Origin of the sequence: Paenibacillus sp. FSL L8-0638 (assembly GCF_038593075.1) — a bacterium.
Classification (GTDB): Bacteria; Bacillota; Bacilli; order Paenibacillales; family Paenibacillaceae; genus Paenibacillus; species Paenibacillus polymyxa_D.
Window position 1 is genome coordinate 2,655,001 of sequence record NZ_CP151960.1, and the last position, 19,366, is coordinate 2,674,366.

General features: G+C 48.3%; 3 protein-coding genes and 2 rRNA genes. All 5 read left to right on the forward strand.

Annotation, left to right across the window (positions count from 1 at the left end; translation table 11 throughout):
- Positions 1–110: 110 nt before the first annotated feature.
- The 5 genes from MKY35_RS11935 to MKY35_RS11955 all read left to right on the forward strand — a co-directional run bounded on the left by MKY35_RS11935 (position 111) and on the right by MKY35_RS11955 (position 19,360).
- A 23S ribosomal RNA gene (locus MKY35_RS11935) occupies positions 111–3,039 on the forward strand.
- A gap of 152 nt (positions 3,040–3,191) precedes the next feature.
- Positions 3,192–3,308: ribosomal RNA gene (rrf, locus tag MKY35_RS11940) — 5S ribosomal RNA — on the forward strand.
- Between the two features lie 1,066 nt (positions 3,309–4,374).
- Positions 4,375–4,629 carry a GNAT family acetyltransferase gene (locus tag MKY35_RS11945; protein ID WP_342446474.1) on the forward strand — a complete coding sequence of 85 codons (255 nt, stop codon included), beginning with the start codon at positions 4,375–4,377 and terminating at the stop codon, positions 4,627–4,629.
- 852 nt (positions 4,630–5,481) lie between these two features.
- A complete protein-coding gene (fabD, locus tag MKY35_RS11950) occupies positions 5,482–6,705 on the forward strand; it encodes an ACP S-malonyltransferase (RefSeq protein ID WP_342446475.1) in 1,224 nt (407 codons plus the stop codon).
- On the forward strand, positions 6,680–19,360 hold the full coding sequence (locus tag MKY35_RS11955) for an amino acid adenylation domain-containing protein (RefSeq protein WP_342446476.1): 12,681 nt from the start codon (positions 6,680–6,682) through the stop codon (positions 19,358–19,360). Before fabD ends, MKY35_RS11955 begins: the two co-directional genes overlap by 26 nt.
- The last annotated feature ends 6 nt before the right edge of the window (positions 19,361–19,366 follow it).

Consider the following 19,366-nt stretch of genomic DNA (forward strand, 5'->3'; position numbering starts at 1 on the left):
TTGTGTAAACAAGTGAAATAAAGGTAGCAGGTAAGGGAAGATCTTTTGCCTTTGGCAAAAATCATTCTTTATCGAACATCGACATTTTCTTTCTGTGAAAGAAAAGTCTAGGTTAAGCTACAAAGAGCACACGGAGGATGCCTAGGCGCCAGGAGCCGACGAAGGACGTGGCGAACAACGATAAAGCCTCGGGGAGCTGTAAGCAAGCTTTGATCCGGGGATGTCCGAATGGGGAAACCCGGCTGTCTTCATCGACAGTCACTTTCTGCTGAATACATAGGCAGAATAGAGGCAGACCAGGGGAACTGAAACATCTAAGTACCCTGAGGAAGAGAAAACAATAGTGATTCCGTCAGTAGCGGCGAGCGAACGCGGATTAGCCCAAACCAAGGAGCTTGCTCCTTGGGGTTGTGGGACGTCTCACATGGAGTTACAAAGGAACCGGTTAGATGAAGAGGTCTGGAAAGGCCCGCCAGAGAAGGTAAAAGCCCTGTAGTTCAAAACTGGTTCCCTCCGAGACGGATCCCGAGTAGTGCGGGGCACGTGAAACCCCGTATGAATCCGGCAGGACCATCTGCCAAGGCTAAATACTCCCTGGCGACCGATAGTGAAGCAGTACCGTGAGGGAAAGGTGAAAAGCACCCCGGAAGGGGAGTGAAATAGATCCTGAAACCGTGTGCTTACAAGAAGTCAGAGCCCGATCTAGGGGTGATGGCGTGCCTTTTGTAGAATGAACCGGCGAGTTACGTTCCCGTGCAAGGTTAAGGTGAAGAGCTGAAGCCGCAGCGAAAGCGAGTCTGAATAGGGCGATCTTTAGTACGTGGACGTAGACCCGAAACCGGGTGATCTACCCCTGTCCAGGGTGAAGGTGCGGTAACACGCACTGGAGGCCCGAACCCACGCATGTTGAAAAATGCGGGGATGAGGTGGGGGTAGCGGAGAAATTCCAATCGAACCCGGAGATAGCTGGTTCTCCCCGAAATAGCTTTAGGGCTAGCCTCGGAAAGAAGAATCGTGGAGGTAGAGCACTGATTGGGTGCGGGGCCCGCAAGGGTTACCAAGCTCAGTCAAACTCCGAATGCCATAGATTTAGTTCCGGGAGTCAGACAGTGAGTGCTAAGATCCATTGTCGAAAGGGAAACAGCCCAGACCATCAGCTAAGGTCCCCAAGTGTGTGTTAAGTGGGAAAGGATGTGGAGTTGCACAGACAACCAGGATGTTGGCTTAGAAGCAGCCACCATTGAAAGAGTGCGTAATAGCTCACTGGTCGAGTGACTCTGCGCCGAAAATGTAACGGGGCTAAACACACCACCGAAGCTATGGCTTGATGCTTTGCATCAGGGGTAGGGGAGCGTTGAATGCGGGTTGAAGGTGTACCGTAAGGAGCGCTGGACTGCATTCAAGTGAGAATGCCGGTATGAGTAACGAAAAGATCTGTGAGAATCAGATCCGCCGAAAGCCTAAGGGTTCCTGAGGAAGGTTCGTCCGCTCAGGGTAAGTCGGGACCTAAGGCGAGGCCGATAGGCGTAGTCGAAGGACAACAGGTCGAAATTCCTGTACCACCGTAATCCGTTATGAGCGATGGGGTGACGCAGTAGGGTAGTGACGCGGACGGATGGATGTCCGTCTAAGCAGTGAGGCTGATGTGTAGGCAAATCCGCACATCGTTAAGGCTGGGCTGTGATGGGGAGCGAAAATTGTAGTAGCGAAGGTCATGATCTCAGACTGCCAAGAAAAGCCTCTAGCCAGGAGAAGGTGCCCGTACCGCAAACCGACACAGGTAGGCGAGAAGAGAATTCTAAGGCGCGCGGAAGAACTCTCGTTAAGGAACTCGGCAAAATGACCCCGTAACTTCGGGAGAAGGGGTGCCTCGGTAGGGTGAATAGCCCGAGGGGGCCGCAGTGAAAAGGCCCAAGCGACTGTTTAGCAAAAACACAGGTCTGTGCGAAGCCGCAAGGCGAAGTATACGGGCTGACGCCTGCCCGGTGCTGGAAGGTTAAGGGGAGTGGTAAGCCTTCGGGCGAAGCTATGAACCGAAGCCCCAGTAAACGGCGGCCGTAACTATAACGGTCCTAAGGTAGCGAAATTCCTTGTCAGGTAAATTCTGACCCGCACGAATGGCGTAACGACTTGGGCGCTGTCTCAACGAGAGATCCGGTGAAATTTTAATACCTGTGAAGATGCAGGTTACCCGCGACAAGACGGAAAGACCCCATGGAGCTTTACTGCAGCTTGATATTGAATTTGGGTACGATCTGTACAGGATAGGTGGGAGCCGTAGAACTTTGAGCGCCAGCTTGAAGGGAGGCATCCTTGGGATACCACCCTGATCGTATCTAGGTTCTAACTTGGTACCGTGAACCGGTGCGAGGACAGTGTCAGGTGGGCAGTTTGACTGGGGCGGTCGCCTCCTAAAGAGTAACGGAGGCGCCCCAAGGTTCCCTCAGAATGGTTGGAAATCATTCGAAGAGTGCAAAGGCAGAAGGGAGCTTGACTGCGAGACCTACAAGTCGAGCAGGGACGAAAGTCGGGCTTAGTGATCCGGTGGTACCGCATGGAAGGGCCATCGCTCAACGGATAAAAGCTACCCTGGGGATAACAGGCTTATCTCCCCCAAGAGTCCACATCGACGGGGAGGTTTGGCACCTCGATGTCGGCTCATCGCATCCTGGGGCTGAAGTAGGTCCCAAGGGTTGGGCTGTTCGCCCATTAAAGCGGTACGCGAGCTGGGTTCAGAACGTCGTGAGACAGTTCGGTCCCTATCTGTCGTGGGCGTAGGAAATTTGAGAGGAGCTGTCCTTAGTACGAGAGGACCGGGATGGACGTACCGCTGGTGTACCAGTTGTTCCGCCAGGAGCACCGCTGGGTAGCTATGTACGGAAGGGATAAGCGCTGAAAGCATCTAAGCGTGAAGCCCCCCTCAAGATGAGATTTCCCAGTATGTAAGACCCCTTGAAGACGACGAGGTAGATAGGTTGGGGGTGGAAGTGCAGTAATGCATGGAGCTGACCAATACTAATCGGTCGAGGGCTTATCCTAAAGATAAAACGCAAATAAGTTTCGGATCCAGTTTTCAGGGTGTAACCTTGAAGGTATGTACAAGTGACATACAACAAGCGCATGGCTATTCATTCACACGATATGTGATGAACTGAATAACCGTACGGTAGAATTTGCATAGCAAATTCATGTTTGGTGGCGATAGCGGAGGGGTTCCACACGTACCCATCCCGAACACGACCGTTAAGCCCTCCAGCGCCGATGGTACTTGGACCGCAGGGTCCTGGGAGAGTAGGACGTCGCCAAGCAAGATAAAAGAGAGCACAGCCTTAATGGGCTGTGCTCTCTTTTATCTTTTCGGAATTAGATATTTAAACAGTTTAAAAATAGGATATGGAAACTAAGAAGGAATAACATAGAAGTAACCTAGTCTTGACGAAGAGTAGGCTAGATAGGTGACGTAGTTCTTACATTGAAATAACAAAAACGGAACATGTATTAAAAATACTTCGGCCATACCCTGCTGGATTAATGAACTCGTATCCCGTTTCTAAAGCTGTAGGGAATGTTCGCCATACAGACGCAAGTTTAATTGAAGAAATTCCTCTTAACTCAAAGTGAACTGTTAGCCTAAAGAGTGCTATTATATGTATGAGCATGGATATGTACTACGTCCATATGAAATGAAAGTAAGCATAACGGAATGCTGGATTATTATGCTTGTTCCTGAAGATATGTCTCTGAAAGGTTTTAAGACATTTATTTTATGGGTGCTAACAAGGACAAAGTGAGAAATCAGCTTGCTAAAGCGACGATAAGTGAAGTATCTTTTATGAGGAGCACCTTTGTAACTTAATTTTTCATTATAAAATTCGTCATAAAAAGCGTGGCATCAGGTTGCATTTTAGAACTTTTGATCTTCCTCATTTAATTTGCATACATAAAATGAAAACTGGGTCTTCATATCGTGGAAAAAAAGGGTTTCCAAAATTAAGACAAGGAACACTGACTTTAGAAATGCTGAAAAAAGCCAACTTAGGCGAATATGAGAGAACCATTTATCGTATATGACATTTCCCATTTCTTCATAAATTACTACATCAACCTAGCTTTATTATTTTTAATCCTCAGTTAGCCCAAAGCATGATTGATGCTGAGTTTATGTTGCATAACATTTTTAGTGGCAGATACATTCATTTGGGTATAAAGAAAGAAGATAATTCGGACTTTTACGTTCCTGTTACTTTTTTGGAGCGTAAAACCCCTTATCAAGGAATGACTGTTGTTAAAATTGATGACATAGATATTGATTTTACCTGAACATTCAGATAACTTAGTGCAGACGAACAGTATGTGACCTACGAAGCGTACGAAATGATCCGGCAGTTGGGACTCCAGTGGCCTGCCACTCAGGCAGACGTTGCTCTCATTCGGGAGAACATTAAACACAATGATTGCTATGTGCTGGAAATTAACGGGGTCATTCAGGCTACTGTCAGCCATTTGAAAAATAAGGCCCTTGATTTTATAATCGACTTGCCGTTTGTGATGTGGTTCGCTGTAGACCCGGCTGCACAGACCAAGGGTACGGGAGAAAACGAATTGAGTAGAACACACGATTATTCGTGATCAGTTGGGTGCCCCTGCGGTGACACTGGCGACAGCGGAGAAGCATCCATATCTGCTATCCATGTACGAGCGTTGGGAATATAAACGTATCTCGATCACCAAGAACGGACGAAGCCGATTTGTTCGCCGAAAGGGGGTTGGATAAAGCCACGAACTTTCACGAAAAGGACATGCGCAGCTTCGTGTGGAACGACTGCAACGCATTACAATTTGGTTTGTCAAGCACCAGATATAACACAAAATCTGTTTCTTGCACTTACTACACAGAAATTTTACAAAAATTCATTAAAAATTACAAACAATGCCTGATTTTTAGACAAAAGAGGGCATTGTTTGTGTGTATAATATACTTATACATTATATCGACATACTTTAATTTACTTTTATATTTATATTGAAACAAAATCATTCATATATCGCATTTTTTTCTTATTAAAGGAATTTAAAAAAGATATTGACATTTTTCGAGTCCATATCTATTATATAAATAAAATATTTCTCATTTAATACTTACATCGAAAAACATCCTGTATGACCTCAACAATTTCTCATCACATTCATCTATGATACTGAATTTTAGGTTCCAAGCCTGGAATTCCAGTATACCTCAAGTTTTTTTACACTTCCAAGTCTACTCACACATCTGACTTTTGATCTCAATCACACCACGAATGGAAACTCCATAACCAACTCATTTTTACATGTCGATTACTGTTTTTTGACAATCGGTTTTGTTGCTTTTTGCTACATCTATCTCTACAGCTATTGTCTTCATACATATGTACATTAACACCTGAATCGTAAAAACATTTTTGCTTTGCCACATCTTTGTGGGGAGGAAAGGGGTTTGATATGAATCGCATGGCTTTGGTTTTTCCTGGGCAAGGCTCTCAGTATGTAGGAATGGGGGCTACGTGGCATAGCGGCTTTGCAGAAGCGGATCGCTTGTTCGAAGAGGCTGCTGATATTTTGGGATATGATCTGAAAGCTTTATGCATGGCAGGTCCAATGACCCAGCTATCCAGAACATTCTATACTCAGCCCGCACTTCTCACGATCAGTGTCATTGCATTCCGGCGTTATATGCATGAAATCGGAATTATCCCTGAATTTTCAGCAGGTCATAGCCTGGGTGAATATTCAGCTCTGGTAAGTAGCGGTGTTCTATCCTTTAGCGACGCTTTACGACTGGTTCAAAAGCGAGGACGCATCATGGAAGAAGCCGCAGAGGCCGGTCTGGGCAGCATGATTGCCATTCGCGGAGCTGAGTTGAACGCCGTGGAAGAATTCTGTCGTCTGCACTCCCCAATCGATCAGCCTGCTGTTATTGCTTGTTACAATTCGCCTAATCAGTATGTCATCTCTGGTCATCATACATCGATAGCTATGGTAGCTGACAAGTTAGAACAGCGGGGGGCCCAAATTACTCGCTTGCAGGTTAGTGGTCCTTTTCATAGTCCGCTTATGCAGCATGCTGCGGACAGGCTGACCATCGAGCTGCAAAAATACACTTTCTATGAAGCGCAGTGGCCCGTGATCTCCAATGTGACCGCTCTGCCATACCCCGATGTTGACAGCATCCGTCAAGGATTGATTTTGCAAATGACTCACCCGGTTCGATGGATTCAGACCATGCAGTATATGGAGAATCATGGCGTAAAACAAGGCATCGAGTTAGGTCCACGAACGGTGCTGAAAAATTTGGCGAAGGAAATAAACACTACCATTGAATTTCTGTCCGTGGATAGAGACTTGGATCGCGTTGAACTGGAACGCCGCTTCTCAATCCGTGATTGGGTTGCTCGTTCCCTTTCACTGGCGGTATCTACCCCCAATGCCAATTGGAATGAAGATGATTATCGAAAGGGTGTTATTTTACCTGTTCGAAGACTGGAAGAATTACTTCGAAGCTCTGAATCAGGGAGCGGTTCACCTCCTGCTTTTGAGCAAAGACAGGAGATTTTGGAGTGTATTCGCCTGGTGTTGCAAACCAAACAGGTCTCCGAAGGAGAGCAGAAAGTAATGCTAGAGCAATTGAGGAGGGATCAGGATGGAACAGTTTCAAACTTTAATTGAAATCATTCAAGACCGTGCAAGCCGGGATGAGAACGGAATCACCTTTATTTCGGGTGATAAACAAGAGGAATACGTATCCTACTGTAAACTTCTGGAGCAAGCATCACAGGTACTTTATGAATTACAGGAAAAAGGGATACAACCTGGCGATGAGCTGATCATGCAGATCGACGACAATCATACCTTTGTAAATGTATTTTGGGGTTGCCTACTCGGTGGAATCGTTCCTGTTCCTATAAGCATAGGGAATAATGATGAGCATAAAATGAAATTGTTTAAAATCTGGAATACACTTTCCCGCCCTTATATGATTGCAGATGACAAGGTATTGGAACAGTTAGAAAAATACTCGCACCAGCACGAACTGCTGGATTCCTTTGAGCCCGTTAAAAAAGCGACTTTTTCAAGCCATATATTCGATTATTCCAATCAGAGTAAAGGTGTTGCCCATATACCCAAACCGGAGGATTTAGCTTTTATCCAATTTTCCTCAGGTTCTACAGGTGATCCTAAAGGAGTCATGCTGACGCATGAAAATTTGGTTTACAATATTCGGGATATCGCAAATCAAACGGGCATGAGCTCCAAGGATGCTTATTTGGGCTGGATGCCGCTTACGCATGACCTGGGATTGATCGCATTTCATTTAACCTGTGTGATCGCTAATGCCAAGCAGTTGATTATGCCAACGGCACTTTTTATCAGACGCCCGTCTTTATGGCTAAAAAAAGTATCGGAGCATAAGGTGACTCAAATATGCTCTCCCAATTTTGGGTATAAATTTTTTCTCGATCAGTATAAACCCGAAACGGCATCTAACTGGGATTTGTCAAGTGTCCGTATGATCTTAAATGGAGCGGAGCCCGTATCTGTGGAGCTTTGTGATGTGTTTATGGATGCAATGAGTGTTCACGGTTTGAATAAAAATGCGATGTTTCCTGTCTACGGATTGGCAGAGGCGAGCGTGGGAGTTTCCTCTCCACCTCTGGACAAAAGCACCTTTATACCCATTCATTTGAACCGGCAGCAGTTACACGTGGGTGAACCCATAGAAGAAGTGGACAAGTCCGACAAGCGGTGTCTTACTTTTGTAGATTTGGGGTATCCGTTGGCCAGTACCTCTGTCCGCATTTGCGATGAAAAAAATCAGGTGCTTGAAGATGGGGTGATTGGACACACACAGATCCGCGGCAAAAATGTGACATCCGGATATTATAACAATCCAGAGGCTACCGCGAAGGTCAAAACAGAGGATGGCTGGCTTATCACCGGCGATTTAGGGTTTATGCGGAACGGTCGCCTGACTATTACTGGTAGAGCCAAGGATATCATTTTCGTGAACGGACAGAATGTCTACCCGCATGACATCGAGAGGATTGCCGAGGAACTGGATGGTGTGGATCTCGGAAAAGTAGCCGTGTGCGGTGTACATGATACGCAAACGAGGCAGGATCGTATTATTGCCTTTGTGATGCACACGAAAAAGATAGAGCATTTTGTACCGCTTGTCCAAAAGCTGAAAAGTCATCTAAATTACCGGGGAGGTTGGCATATTCAGGATGTGGTTCCGATCCGGCGTATTCCTAAAACAACCAGTGGAAAGGTTCAGCGCTTCAAATTAGCCCAGAGTTATGAGCAGGGCGAATTTGATGAAATATTGACAGCACTGGCCGAGGCTACTCGAGTCATGCAAGCAGCTGAGCGTGTAGTCTTACCTCAAGGAGAGATAGAACAGAAGCTGATTGGAATCTGCCAGGATATTTTAAATGTAAAGTCGATCGGGACGGACGACAGCTACTTTGATATCGGAGTGACTTCCTTGCAGCTCGTTCAAATTGTGGACCTGTTGGAGGATCAATTAGGGATTCATATTGAGGTGACGGACTTCTTTTCCTATCCGACCATCGCCAAGCTTGCTGCATATATCTCTAGTCAGGGCATGAGCAGCGACCCGGCTGCAACAGCACAGTCCGAGGCCAAGGAGGAAGCAAATGTCCGGGATATCGCCATCATCGGCATGTCAGGCAAGTTTCCTCAAGCGGAAACATTAGAGCAGTTTTGGGCGAATGTGGCATCAGGGGCTGACAATATCAGCCCGTACAGCGACGAAAGAAGAAAAGATGCCGAAGATTTCATTTCCCGTCTGAATACGGAAGGACGGAATATGCAAATTGCAGAAGGCGGCTATCTGGATGAAGTAGACAAGTTCGATTACTCCTTCTTTAAGCTGACTCCACGGGAAGCCTCACTCATGGACCCGAATCAACGGTTATTTCTACAAACAGCCTGGAGCACGATTGAGGATGCGGGGTATGGGGGGAAGCAACTGGCAGGCCAAAAGGTCGGCGTGTATGTCGGATTCTCCAAAACCAGCTTCGAATACGAGCGTTTGTTGTCTGAGGTGGAACCGGGCGCGCTGCCGAACTTTGCCATTGGTAATTTATCATCCATTATTTCCAGCAGGATTGCATATTTGCTCGATCTAAAAGGTCCGGCGCTAACAATTGATACAGCATGCTCTTCATCCCTCGTGGCAGTGCATTTGGCCTGCAAGTCCATCCTTAGCGGAGACTGCGACATGGCCTTGGCAGGAGGAGTGAAAACGATTTTACTGCCGCTGAAAGCGGGCATTGGCATGGAATCCTCCGATGATCGAGCACGCGCCTTCGACGACCAGTCGGACGGAACGGGCTGGGGTGAAGGAGTTGGAGCCGTTTTACTGAAGCCGCTGCGCAAAGCGGAACAAGACGGTGACAACATTTTAGCCGTGATCAAGGGAAGTGCCATCAATCAGGACGGCAGCACGATTGGTATTTCCGCGCCGAATGCGCTGGCTCAGGCAGAAGTGATTTCGCAGGCGTGGCGTGTTGCACGGATTGATCCTGAAACGATAAGTTATATCGAAGCACATGGCACCGGCACCAAGCTGGGCGATCCGGTTGAGATTGACGGCATTACCAAGGCTTTCCGCAAGCATACACAGCGTAAGCAGTTTGTGGCGATCAGCACGGTCAAAACGAATATCGGTCATTTATACGAAGCCGCTGGGATTGCGGGCTTGATCAAATCCGTATTGTCCATGAAGCACCAACAGATTGCACCGCTCGTTCATTTTCGCACACCAAACCAAAAGATCCATTTTGAGGAATCCCCGGTATATGCTAATACGAAGCTTAGGGAATGGAAGACGGACGGTTTCCCGAGAAGAAGCGGGCTGAGTTCCTTTGGATTCAGCGGGACAAACTGCCATGTGGTGCTGGAGGAATATATAGCGAAGACGGAATCAGACCAAGCCTCAACGGACAGCAACAATAGATCATCACCACTGCTGCTGACCCTGTCAGCGCGGAGTGAATCCGCTTTGCACGAGCTGGTCGGGCGGTACGCAGAACGGTTCGGACGTGCGGAAGAACTCGTGATGCAGGATGTATGCTATACGGCTAACACAGGCAGAAGTCACCTGAATCACCGGATTGCTGTGACTGCCGCAGGGGCGGATGCGTTGAAGGCGAAGGTGATTCAGTTACACGAACAAGGTAGAGTCGTCGAAGGTGTATACACCGGGAAAGCGGATAGCACAGGTGGCGCAGAGATGGCCACTGGAAGCTTGGACACGTTGCAATCACTGGAGCAACTGGCTGCCAAGTATGTGCAAGGAGCGCAGATCGATTGGAATGCCCTCTATGCAGGTAAGCACTATAAAAAGGTTTCTCTGCCTACGTATCCATTCGAACGGAAAAGATGCTGGATTAACGTACCCGAACAGATTCGAACGGAACAGAAGGTACCAGTTCATGAAAACTCAACAGTAAAGGAGTCTGGAATTATGGGGAACGAGTATTTAGCGCCAGCATTTGCTACCGATCAGCACAAATCATCTATTCTTCAAAAGTTAGCGAAAATGATCGGTAACGTGTCCCAACTCAGCCTGGAGGAACTGGAGCCACAAACACATTTTCTGGAGCTTGGGCTGGATTCCATTAATTTGTCCCAGGTTCGCCACAGTATCAAGGATACCTTCGGACTGGACATTCCAATGAACGAATTTTTCGAATCGTTGACCACGCTGGAGCTGTTGGCCAGCTACGTAGCCGAGCGGGTGAGCATGTTCACTTCTGCTGAAACCCCGGTTCAATCTGTGGAAAATCGTCCAGAAACAACTCTGAATCAGGTTGATCACGCAGCTTTCCCGCTAACCCAACCGTCTCATGAATCCGCTGTTCCGGCTGCGGCATCCGTTTATGCCATAGACACGGCTGGACAAACACGGGCTCAGAGCTTTCCAATCGCTACAGCTCCTGCGGCTGTAGAGCGAATTTTGGAGCAACAGCTACATCTGATGTCACAGCAGCTCGATGTTCTCCGGCATCAGCCATCTGCATCCGTAATAGCTTCCGAGCCATTTAACCCGGAAACGGGCGTTTTGCTATCGGCAAGTAGTGAAAGTGCGCAGATCATCCGTACCGAATCCAAGCAGAAAGTCGCGGCTGCATTAGCACCAGCACCATCCGTAAAGGCTGTTTTCAAGCAGACAGGCAATGAAGCCAAGCCGTATACGCCTTATAAAAAGCTGGATGTTAAAGCACGTGAATTGCTTTCGCTCCGTCAGGAACAACACCTACAAGAACTGATTGAACGCTACACGGCCCGTACGCGTAGCACCAAACAGTACACCCAGCAGTATCGCTCCGTATACGCCAATAACCGCAATGTGGCTGGTTTCCGGCCTGTTTTGAAGGAAATGGTGTATCAAATTGTATCCCAACGCGCCGATGGTTCAAAAATTTGGGATCTGGACGGCAATGAATATGTCGACTTGACGATGGGCTTTGGTGTGAATCTGTTCGGACACAATCCAGCCTTTATTCGTGAGAAAATTGAGGAAGAGCTGAAGAACGGCATGTGTGTCGGCCCCATGTCCAACATGGCCGGACAGGTCGCCGAGCGAATATGCAAGATGACCGGCGTGGAACGGATTGCCCTGTATAATTCCGGCACGGAAGCCGTCATGGTCGCGCTCCGTTTGGCACGTGCTGCCACTGGACGAGCTAAAGTCGTCATTTTTGCTGGCTCGTATCACGGTACATTCGACGGGGTTCTGGCACTGGGGGGCGCGGGTGATGACAAGGAGCATTCGACACCTCTAGCTCCAGGTATCTTGCAGCATATGGTGGACGATGTCGTCGTGCTTCATTATGGGGCGGACGATTCTCTGGATTATATCCGCACCCATGCGCATGAACTGGCCGCGGTTATCGTGGAGCCGGTACAAAGCCGCCGACCAGATTTTCAGCCTAAAGCCTTTTTGCAGGAAATTCGCCAGATAACGGAGCAGTCGGGTACTGCCTTCATTTTTGATGAAGTCATCACAGGCTTCCGGATTCAGCCCGGAGGAGCCCAAGCGTGGTTTGGGGTACAAGCCGACCTCGTGACCTACGGTAAAATCATTGGCGGCGGGCTGCCCATCGGCATCGTAGCCGGAAAAGCTGCCTTTATGAACGGGATCGACGGAGGCACGTGGAGCTTCGGGGACGATTCCTATCCGCAGCATGAGCAGCAGCGAACCTTTGTGGCAGGAACCTTCTGCCATCATCCGCTGGCAATGGCTGCATCCTTAGCGGTGCTGGATCATTTGGAGAAGCATGGCGAGCAACTGCAAAATCGCTTGAACAGCCGCACCTCGGCGTTAGCAGCGGAGCTGAACAGCTATTTCACTGACGAACGCGTACCTATGAAGGTCGTTCACTTTGGCTCCCTATTCCGCTTCGTGCTCAAAGGCGATCTGGAGCTGTTCTTCTATCACATGCTGGACAAAGGCATCTATATCTGGGAGGGACGAAACTGCTTCTTGTCCACGGCCCATACCGAGGAAGATATTGCGCGAATCGTACAAGCGGTCAAGGATAGCGTGAACGAGCTGCGTAAAGGGGGATTTTTACCGGACCCGCCCCCGAATGGAAACGGCCCGGGGCCGGGAAAGCAACCTGTACCTGTAACCGTACCTCCAGAGGCTGAAGCAGCAGAAACTGTTATTGCGTTAACTCCAGAGCAAAAGCAGCTTTGGTTCGCTTCTGTTTCAGATCGAAGTGACTCTCAATCTTTACACGAAACCGCCTTGTTGCGGTTTCGTGGTCCACTTCAGCAGCAGGCGTTCAACCAAGCTGTCCAGACCATTGTAAACCGTCATGAAGCCTTACATATCTTTATGAGCGGCGATGGGGAAACTCAGGTGTTCGCTCCTGTGATGAAAGCGGAAATCCCGCTTCATGATTTTACCAGTTATCGCCCAGATGAACAGGAACAACATATCCGGGCATGGATGATCAAGGACAGTGAAACCCCATTTGCCATGACGCCAGGCGAGCCATTATTCCGAATTCATCTGCTGAAAATATCGGATGAAGAGCATCTGGGTGTTTTTACGTTTCATCATTTTATCGCGGATGGCTGGTCAATCAGTGTATTCATTCAGGAACTGGAACACATCTATTCTGCGCTAGTTCGACATGCTGACTACAACCTTCCCGATCCAGTACCTTTTCGGAATTACGTTGTTTGGCAGCAGGATCAATTGAAAGCCGGGAAAGATGAGGCCCTAGCTTTTTGGTCGGCAGTGCTAGAAAAGCAGCAGCCTGTCCTCCATTTGCCATCTCCGGTGAGGGGAATACAGATTCCGTCTTCCAGAGGAAGCAGACATACCGTAATGCTCGAAGCGCCGCTCGTTAAACAATTGAGATCCGCCAGCATAAAGCTAGGCAGCAGTCTTTTTATAACGCTGCTATCCGCCTTTCAGATTTTTCTACATCGGCTGACAGGGCAGCAGGAAGTAACGGTGGGGGTTCCCACCGCGGGACAATCCCATATGGACGCCTTCTCTCTGATCGGCAACTGTGTCAACTTGCTTCCGATGATCAGCGAAGTGCGTCCTGATGCTACTTTTACGGAGCATGTCCAAACAGTCAAAAAGCGCATGAATGAACTGGATAGCTTCCAAAAGTACAGCTTTGCGGGACTCGCTCAGCTGGGGCTGAGGCATTTGCCTGTCATTAACGCTGTATTCAATATGGATCGACCGATTCCGCGTTTTCAATTCCATGAACTGGAAGTTGAACTCATTGAGAATGAGGTATCATTCAGCAAATACGAGTTGTTTTTGAACGTGACAGAGGCGCAGCAACAATTACGTCTTGATTTCGACTACAATTCGGATCTTTTTCAGCCAAACATGATCGAAGCCTGGTCAGGGTATTTCCTGAATCTGCTGTATTCCATTGTAGAGGAAGAAGGGGCTCGCGTTTCCGCGCTGACTTTACTCCGTGCGTCGGAGAACGAACAACTTCGAACTGCATGGGCAGCAAATACCGACGCCAAGGGAAACTATCTTTGCGTCCTCGATGCCTACAAGCATTTGGCACCTGTTGGGACAGCAGGGGAGGTGTATCAAGCCTCAGTAGCAGGCCTGTTGGGAACGACCCGAGAATGGGCTTACGTAGAAAACGATGGCAAGCTGCGGCATATTGGCAATTTGAATCGGACTATCCACATTCGCGGACATCGGGTTAATTTGGGGCAGTTGGAGAAACACCTGCTGCAAACTTTCCGATTGGAGTCCTGCGTCATTGCACCGCAAACGGACGAAGCTGGAAAAGTCTCATATATAACCGCCTATGTGGTCGCAAACGCATCGAAGCCATGGGATGAAGACGCACTGAAAAAGGCTGCAATCGAAATTCTTCCAGATTATACGCAGCCCCGTTTTTGGATTCCTATGGATCATATTCCTCTTCTGCCGGATGGTCAGCCTGATCTACAGGCTTTGCCAGAGCCGGGACAAGCAAGTGTATTGACTAAAACAGACACCGCTCCTGAGAACCACGGCGTAGAAGATCAACTCGTGAACATTTGGATGGACGTTCTGAATGTAACAGATATCAGCGATGACGATAATTTTTTTCAACTGGGTGGTGATTCACTAAAAGCGACGGTCATTCTGTCGAGAGTCAATAAGGAATTGGGTGTACACATTCCACTCAGCCACATTTTTGAGCTGCAAACGATTGCTGAGCTGGCTACATATATTGCGGGTGGAACAAAGAAGAACTATGAACCGATTGTATCTGTGAAATCGCAAGCCTTCTATCCGGTATCTTCTTCCCAAAAGAGAATGTACGTGCTGGATCAGCTGGGAGGTGGAAAGGCCTATCATGTACCCGGTCAGCTTTTCATAGAGGGAGATTTGGAGGTTCCCCGCTTCATTGAAGCCGTTAGGGAAGTTATTTTGCGTCATGAATCCTTTAGGACGTATTTCGATCTGGAAGACGGGGAAGTGGTACAAAAAGTTCGGGACACGATTCCATTCGACATTCCATATAACCGTATTTCCAAGGAAGAAGCAAAACAGGCTCGGACCTTGTTTGTTCAGCCTTTTCATCTGGGAACAGCTCCTTTATTCCGCGCCGAACTGTACGAATTTATCGAAGGTGGCTTCAATCTGCTAGTGGATATGCATCACATCGTGTCCGATGGTTTCTCCATGGCCGTGCTGCTAGATGAAATCATTCAACGGTATCAGGGCAGACAGCTTGCGAACATTCAGCTTCATTACAAAGACTTTGTTGCTTGGCAGAAGCAGCAGATCACTGACGACGCATTGCAAGCGCATGAATCATATTGGCTTCAGACCTTGAAGGGCGAGCTTCCTGTACTTAATATGCCTACGGACTTTTCGCGTCCGCAAGCACAAAGCTTTGAAGGTGACAGCTTGACCGTCACCTTGGAATCCAAACTTACTAGCAGACTCTACAAATTGGCCCAAGATACCGAATCTACGATTTTTATGGTACTTTTAGCGGCTTATAATATCCTGCTGGGCAAATATACTGGCCAAGAGGACATTATCGTGGGTACACCTGTTGCCGGAAGACGGCATGTGGATACGCAAGCGATGATTGGCATGTTCGTCAATACGCTGGTTCTTCGCAATCAGCCGCGATCTTCTTTAACGTTCCAATCCTTTTTGCAGGAGGTTAAGCAAAACTCGCTGCTGGCACTGGAGCATCAGGAATACCCGTTTGATGAGCTTGTAGACAGGCTGGAACTGGTGCGCGACCTAAGTCGAAACCCGGTGTTCGATACGATGTTCAGTTTGCAAAATGTCGGCACAGATGTTTTGGAAACAGGAGGCATTCGTTTTAAACCGGAAGAATTCAACGCGGGTATATCCAAGGTGGATTTTTCATTGCATGTGACCGAGGAAAAAGAATGTTTGTCCTTCACTTTGGAGTATGGCACAAAGCTGTTTAAACCGGAGACCATCCGACGGATGGGAGAGCATTTTGTGCGAATTTTGGAAACGGTGACGCAGGATGTCGGGGTGCGGTTGGCCGATATTACGATCGTATCTGATGAAGAGAAGCAATTACTGCTAACCGAATTTAATCATACCGTCGTACCTTTCCCGCACCATGAGACAGTTCACGGGCAGTTTGAAAAGCAGGTCGTACAGACGCCGGGTCATATAGCATTGGTGTTCGGAAATCAGCGTCTGACCTACCGGGACTTGAACGAACGTGCTAACTCACTGGCACGGATACTTCAAGCGCATGGCGTAGGACCCGATAAGCTAGTCGGCCTGATGGTGCAGCGTTCGGCGGAAATGATTATCGGTCTGCTCGCCGTGCTAAAAGCGGGTGGCGCTTATGTGCCTATCGATCCTGAATATCCGTCAGCCCGTATTGAGTATATGCTGAGTGACAGTGAGGCTGCCGTACTCCTGACCAGTCGCGATCTGGTAGGAGAACACCATTACAGCGCCAACACCCTGTTTATCGAAGATGAGGAAGTATATCAAGGAGAAAGGACCAATCTGGAAGCCACTGCTCAGCCGGAGCATCTGGCTTACGTCATCTATACTTCTGGCTCAACCGGAAATCCGAAAGGAGTTATGCTCCAGCATCGCTCGGTGCTGAATTTTATTACAGGAATGCGTGAAGTGATCGACTTTGCAGCGAACAAAACGATTTTATCGCTAACCACTATTTCGTTCGATATTTTCGTTTTGGAAGCGATTCTGCCGCTGCTAGGCGGAATGACCGTCGTGCTAGGCGACCGCCATCATCAGGTCGATCCTCAGGCACTTGGCGAACTGATTACTGCACATCACATTGACATGCTGCAAATGACGCCATCCCGGCTGCACATGCTGCTGAGTCATGAGGAAGGCTCCCGTGCGCTGCAAGGTGTACAGGAAATTATGGTTGGGGGAGAAGCGCTTCCACCCAGGCTGCTGGAGGCATTGCAGAAATTGAACGGCCCCCGTATTTATAACATGTACGGACCTACGGAAACGACGGTTTGGTCGGCAGTGCAGGAACTTACCCATGCCAATCAGATTGACATTGGACGCCCCATTGCGAATACGCACATTTATATCATGGATGCGCAGAACAGATTACAGCCAATCGGTATACCGGGCGAGCTATGCATTGCAGGGGAAGGGCTGGCCCGTGGCTATTGGAACCGCGAGGATTTGACGGCAGAGAAATTTGTGGATAATCCATTTTCAATAGGGACACGAATGTACAGAACGGGTGACCTCGCTCGCTGGAAAGCAGATGGAAATCTGGAGTTTATCGGCCGAATCGACCATCAGGTGAAAGTACGTGGATTCCGGATCGAACTGGGTGAGGTTGAAAATGCTTTGATGAGCCATTCTGCAATTCAAGAGGCTGTCGTCACTGTATATCAAAACAAAGAGCAAGAATCCGTCTTGTGTGCCTACATTGTATTGCATACAGAAGAAACACCAAGCTTAACGGTCATTCATGAACATGCCGCCAAGTTGCTCCCGTATTATTCGGTTCCGTCTTACTTCGTGTTTCTGGATCGGATACCGTTGACACCGAACGGAAAAACCGACCGAAAAGCATTGCCGGAGCCTGAAAAGCTATTCCGACCGGATGTGGCCTATGTAGCGCCGCGAAATGATGTGGAAGAAGCTTTGGCCGCCGTATGGCAAGATGTTTTGGGACGCGATCAGGTGGGCATTCAGGATAACTTTTTTCTGCTCGGAGGCGACTCGATTAAAGCAGTTCAAGTCATCGCACGCATGCGTCTCCACGGGTATTTGCTGGATATCCGACACGTACTGGAGCATCCGTCCATTGAAATCCTGAGCGGCTATGCAGAAACATTGTCCCGTCCGATAGAGCAAGGTCCGATAGATGGAGAAGTACCACTGACACCGATACAACGACATCTACTCGATGGGTTTGAACGGCATGCAGCATCCGAGGCACTTCCTGCCGCAATGTCGGTACTGCTGTTGGCAAAGTCGGGTTTTGACGAGCAGCCATTGCGAGCCGCATTGAAGAAAATCGTAGAGCACCACGATGCTCTGCGCCTTGGCTTATTACAACAGGCTGACGAGTCGGTTACGCAAGCTCACAAAGGACTGCATGAACAGCTAATCACGCTGGAGGTACTGTCGCTTACGGGAACGGAAAGCGAAGCACGCAGCCAGATGGAAGCTGAATGTCAACGGATTCAAAGCAGCCTGCGGCTGTTTGAAGGACCACGAGTTCGGGCAGGGCTTTTCCGTCTGGATAGCGGAGATCATCTTTTCCTTGCTGTAGACCCACTAGTGGCTGACGCCATTTCATGGAATATTTTGCTCGAAGATCTGGCAACAGGCTACGGACAAGCTCTGGATGGGGAAACGATTGTTTTACCGGACAAAACGAACGCTTACCAAACGTGGGCAGAGCATCTTGAGCATTATGCGAATAGTAAAGAGCTGCTCAAGGAGCAGGACTATTGGAACAAGATAGAGTTGTCAGAGTGGAGAACGCTTCCCAAAGACCATGAAGTCATTACGGATTCTGGATCGGAGAGACAAACACATCAGCTCCACCTGCAATTATCAACTGACGAAACCCAGCATCTGATGACACAGGTCAATCATGCCTATAATACCGTGCCGGAGGAAGTATTGCTGTCCGTACTGGGGCAAACAGTGTCCGAATGGTCAGGACAAGAACGGATTGCACTCTACGTGGAGAACCCTGGCCGAGAGCAGGCTGAAACAAATTCGCTGGATATCTCCAGAACGGTAGGGCAGTTTACGTCCGTGTATCCAGTTGTACTGGACATCAAATCTGCGGATGATATAGCGCTGTTGCTCAAGCGTGTGAAGGAAACGGTTCGGCAGGTTCCAAATCACGGATTGGGCTACGGTGCATTGAGATATCTGATCGAAGCCAGCAATCCAACGGATTCTAAACGTTTTCGTCATCCGGAAATTGGTTTCCGTTATATAGACTCCCCACACCCGGAATCGGTTTATTTTTCACTATCGCCGCTGCAAGCTGAAATTGGACCAGGTACCAAGGATGTGATTAATGGTTCATCTTATGCTCTTTATATGGATAGCCGGTTGGAGGACGGAAAATTAAGCATCCGTATATCCTATGACAGGAATGCATATGAAGAGCGCACGGTCAAACAACTTTTCTCCCGCTTCGAAACACACCTGTTGAATACCATTCGTCATTGCCTTGATCAGTCCGGTCAGGAACTGACACCAACAGACGTAGGGGCAGATGATCTAGATATGGAAGAGTTCGAAGAGATGAAGCATTTTTATGAAAGCCTATAAATATTC

Bases quoted from the DNA above. Each gene is read 5' to 3' on its own strand.
- MKY35_RS11945 (WP_342446474.1), top strand. From the start codon at position 4,375: ATGATCCGGCAGTTGGGACTCCAGTGGCCTGCCACTCAGGCAGACGTT.
- fabD (WP_342446475.1), top strand. From the start codon at position 5,482: ATGAATCGCATGGCTTTGGTTTTTCCTGGGCAAGGCTCTCAGTATGTA.
- MKY35_RS11955 (WP_342446476.1), top strand. From the start codon at position 6,680: ATGGAACAGTTTCAAACTTTAATTGAAATCATTCAAGACCGTGCAAGC.